Source organism: Phyllobacterium sp. (genome assembly GCF_037994425.1).
Lineage (GTDB): Bacteria > Pseudomonadota > Alphaproteobacteria > Rhizobiales > Rhizobiaceae > Phyllobacterium.
On sequence record NZ_JBBNAM010000358.1, the window covers coordinates 1 to 3,793 of the forward strand.

The 3,793-nt window shown below is 58.4% G+C and carries 3 protein-coding genes and 1 pseudogene; 2 read left to right on the forward strand and 2 right to left on the reverse strand.

Going from position 1 to position 3,793, the window contains the following annotated elements:
* Together AAAB35_RS23780 and AAAB35_RS23785 are read left to right on the forward strand one after the other, a co-directional pair.
* Positions 1-720: pseudogene (locus AAAB35_RS23780) on the forward strand (arylsulfatase); the annotation flags it as partial.
* A 78-nt stretch (positions 721-798) separates the two neighbouring features.
* The gene (locus AAAB35_RS23785) at positions 799-3,087 is read left to right on the forward strand and encodes a tetratricopeptide repeat protein (protein ID WP_340670761.1); all 2,289 of its coding nucleotides are present in this window, start codon (positions 799-801) and stop codon (positions 3,085-3,087) included.
* A gap of 31 nt (positions 3,088-3,118) precedes the next feature.
* Here AAAB35_RS23785 and AAAB35_RS23790 read toward each other — a convergent pair whose 3' ends face one another.
* Together AAAB35_RS23790 and AAAB35_RS23795 are read right to left on the reverse strand one after the other, a co-directional pair.
* Entirely contained in the window at positions 3,119-3,268 is a 150-nt protein-coding gene (locus AAAB35_RS23790; protein ID WP_340670762.1) for a hypothetical protein, read from the reverse strand.
* 75 nt (positions 3,269-3,343) lie between these two features.
* The gene (locus AAAB35_RS23795) at positions 3,344-3,712 is read right to left on the reverse strand and encodes a hypothetical protein (RefSeq protein ID WP_340670760.1); all 369 of its coding nucleotides are present in this window, start codon (positions 3,710-3,712) and stop codon (positions 3,344-3,346) included.
* Positions 3,713-3,793: the final 81 nt, after the last annotated feature.

Below are 3,793 nucleotides of genomic sequence, written 5' to 3' on the forward strand. Positions count from 1 at the left end.
AATGGAGCGTGGCAAGACGTCTATCCAGACGCCGGCTACACGCCATTCCGCGGCACGAAGGGAACCTTGCGCGAGGGTGGCAACCGTGTCCCTGCGATCGCCGTCTGGCCTGGCAAGATCAAACCCGACACCAAGAACCATGAACTCATAGGTGGTCTTGATCTCATGGCGACGTTCGCCGCTGCCGGCGGCGTTCCGCTGCCGGACAAAGACCGCGAAGACAAGCCCATCATCTTCGACAGTTTCGACATGACACCTGTACTGACTGGTTCCGGTCCATCGCCGCGCAAATCGTGGTTTTACTTTACCGAGAACGAACTATCGCCCGGCGCTATTCGGGTTAACAACTATAAGTTCGTGTTCAATCTCCGTGGCGATGACGGTGCTCAGACCGGAGGTTTGGCTGTCGATTCGAACCTCGGCTGGAAGGGCGCGGAGAAATACGTCGCTACGGTGCCCCAAGTATTTGATTTGTGGCAGGATCCGCAGGAACGCTACGACATTTTCATGAACAACTTCACGGAACGGACCTGGATGGGTGTGGTCATGGGCGAGGAACTCAAAAAGATCATGAAAACCTATGTCGATTATCCGCCCCGCAAACCGCAGAGCCTAACCTACACTGGCCCGATCACGCTTTCGAATTATGAGAAGTTCCAGTGGGTACGCGACTCGCTCGCTAAGGAAGGCGTTAGCGTCCCGATGCCAACAGGCAACTGATTCTCTATACTACGGCGGCCTCTTCGGAACAGGGGCCGCCGATCTTTAATGACCAGGATTTCAGGAACGTTCACAGTGATGGGTTTGGGTGGTGTGCGCAGGATCATTGTTTGGGTGGCCGTGTCAGTTTTCGCCACACTTCCATTTGGCCCACCCGCTTCCGCCGACGACAGTCCGATCATTACCCCCGATCGCCTGATTTCAATACATGATGGCTTCGTGGACGAAGCGAAATGTACGTCTTGCCATGCGGACCAAGCCGCGGCCTTCGCCAAATCCCATCATGCCAAGGCGATGACCCTTGCAGATGACGGCACAGTTCGCGGTGATTTCAACGACATTCGCTTCGATCACGATGGCATTGCGACGACCTTCTTTCGCCGCGACGGCCGCTTCTATGTGCGAACCGAGGGACCTGACGGAACGGAAGCGGAGTTCGAGGTCAAATACACCTTCGCCTATGAACCGCTGCAGCAATACCTTGTCGATCTAGGCGGAGGTCGGCTGCAGGCACTCGATGTGGCATGGGATACGGGCAAGAAGCAGTGGTTCTGGCTCGGCCAAGGCAAACCGGCAAAGCCGGGGTCCACGTATTATTGGACGGGTCCGTTCTACCGCTGGAACAGAACCTGCATTGACTGCCATTCGACCGATCCTCAGGCCAATTTCATGCCAAACCTGAATGAATACAGATCGACATATGTCGCAACGAGTATCGGGTGCCAGTCGTGTCACGGCGCCGGGGCAAAGCATGTCGAATGGGCCGAGTCGAAATCCCGCGACGCCTCGATGACAGTCAGGTCCGATCCAGGATTGCCAAAGGTCGATGCGAGCGCTTGCTTTGGCTGTCATGCGCGACGAACCAAGCTTTTGGATGGATACCGGCCCGGACACCGCTTTCTCGACCATTTTTCGCCAGCGTTGCTGCGTCCCGACCTCTATTTCCCCGATGGCCAGATCCTCGACGAGGTCTTCGAGTACGGCTCCTTTCAACAGAGCAAGATGTCGAGGGCAGGTGTCACCTGCCTCGACTGCCACAAACCCCACGAGGCTGCGCTCAAGGCTGAAGGCAACGCCCTGTGCACGCAGTGCCATACGGCATCCCCGCCCGAGCGATTCCAGAAGTTTAATCCGGGCGGTGATTTCGACACGCCGGCCCATACCCATCATCCAATGGGTTCGACGGCGGCGCAGTGCGCCAACTGCCACATGCCTGAGCGCACCTACATGAAGGTCGACCCACGGCGTGACCACTCGTTTGTGATCCCGCGACCTGACCTTTCCGCTGCCTACGGCACGCCCAATGCGTGCACCGGGTGTCATGAGGGGAAGACCGATGCCTGGGCCGCCGAGAACTTGGATAAATGGTATGGCACCGCCTGGCGCAGCCGCTCGTCAATCGCCCATGCGTTCGCCGGTGCCGCGCAAAATGATCCGGCTTCTGTCAGTGCGCTGCGCAAGCTTGTTGCGGACGGCGAACAGGCGGGGATTGTCAAGGGCAGTGCGCTCATCGCAATGAGCCGGGTTGGCGGGGCAGGCGTTGCAACGGACGTGAAGTCCGCCGCGGGAAATTCCGATCCGCTCGTCCGCCTGGGAGCCGCGGAGGCGGCCGGCAATCTGCCGCCCGAAGGCAGGTTGGATGCGATCGGCAAATTGCTCGGCGACGAGACGAGGGCCGTGCGCGTGGCCGCCGTCACGGCGCTTGGCAGCACGCCGTCGCTGAATTTGCTCGGCGACCAGCGGGGCGCTTTTAATGCGGCCGTCGACGACCTGCGCGCCTATGTCCAAGCCAACGTCGATGTCGCCGAGGCCCAGAACAATTATGGTACCTTCCTGTTCGGACAACAGAATCCGAGCGAGGCGGAAAAGGCGTTCAGCCAGGCCATTGTGCTCGACCCGGCCCTGTCAGGCGCGCGACTCAACCTCGCCGAGCTTTACCGTGCCACGGGCCAGAACGAAAAATCCGAACGGGTCTATGCCGAGGCGATCGCAATCTCGCCCGACCAGGCCGACTTGCGCTATGGACATGGTTTGTCGCTCGTTCGCCAAAGAGCCGTACCCGAAGCGATCCAGGAACTCGCGGAATCGGTCCGACTGGCCCCAGATAATTCCCGCTACAGGACTACGCTTGCCATTGCGCTTGATTCAGTCGGGCGGACAGAGGACGCCTTCGCGATGTTGGGCGAGACCATCGCGAGCGGGCAACCCGATGCCAACCTGCTTGGCACAGCGATCCAGTTTGGACTTAAGCTCCAACGTTTCCCGAAAACCCTCGAATATGCGGAGGCGCTGTCGCGTTTGCAGCCCAACGACCCGCAGCTAACCCAACTCATCGAGCAATTGCAGGCAGCGATCAAGGCCAAGTAAGTCAACAATCCGTGGGCCATATGCGGCCTCATCAGAAGTGCAAGACGACGCCCAGGATCGGCCCCTGCTGGACGACATTGAAGACAAATCCAGCATCGCTGTAGTCTACCCCGAGCGCCCGGTAACCGGCCACCGCCGAAACCGTGTCGTTGAACTGGTAGCCGATGCCCCTCCGCGACATCCCAGTCGATATCTGCGCGAAAGCTATTGCTGCATCTCGTTCCGCAAGATGGAGGCTTTGCGCGGCCTGGCGGTGTCAGGCGGCTATGACAGGGAATTTCCATGCGGGCTTTAGGCGGGTCAGGTAGTCGTAAAGCAGCTCCGGCAAGTCCTGAATGATAAAAACGTTCTCGTTCGGCTTGTTCTCAAAGGAATAGCGCGACTGTCGCTGCATGAAGTTCGCCTGGCGCGGCACGGCGTACAAGTCCACTCTCTCTGGCAATTTATCAAGGAAATCCTGCCGTTTAAGATAGGGGCTTTGCGCAAAACCTTTTGCCCAAAGGACGTTGAGTTCTGCCTTAATGGGGATAGGAAGCCGCTTGTACAGCTTGTGCAGCTCATGCCCGTAGGGCATCTGTCCCTCGAGGGTTGTCTGCGGCGCGGCTATAGCCAAAAAATTCTTCATTCATCCACTTTGCGGTTTGAAGAAGTCCATCGGCAAACGGCGTGTTTGGCAGAAATCCGAGATGTGTCCTGGCCTTTTCGA

Bases quoted from the DNA above. Each gene is read 5' to 3' on its own strand.
- AAAB35_RS23790 (WP_340670762.1), bottom strand. From the start codon at position 3,268: ATGTCGCGGAGGGGCATCGGCTACCAGTTCAACGACACGGTTTCGGCG.
- AAAB35_RS23795 (WP_340670760.1), bottom strand. From the start codon at position 3,712: ATGAAGAATTTTTTGGCTATAGCCGCGCCGCAGACAACCCTCGAGGGA.
- AAAB35_RS23785 (WP_340670761.1), top strand. From the start codon at position 799: ATGGGTTTGGGTGGTGTGCGCAGGATCATTGTTTGGGTGGCCGTGTCA.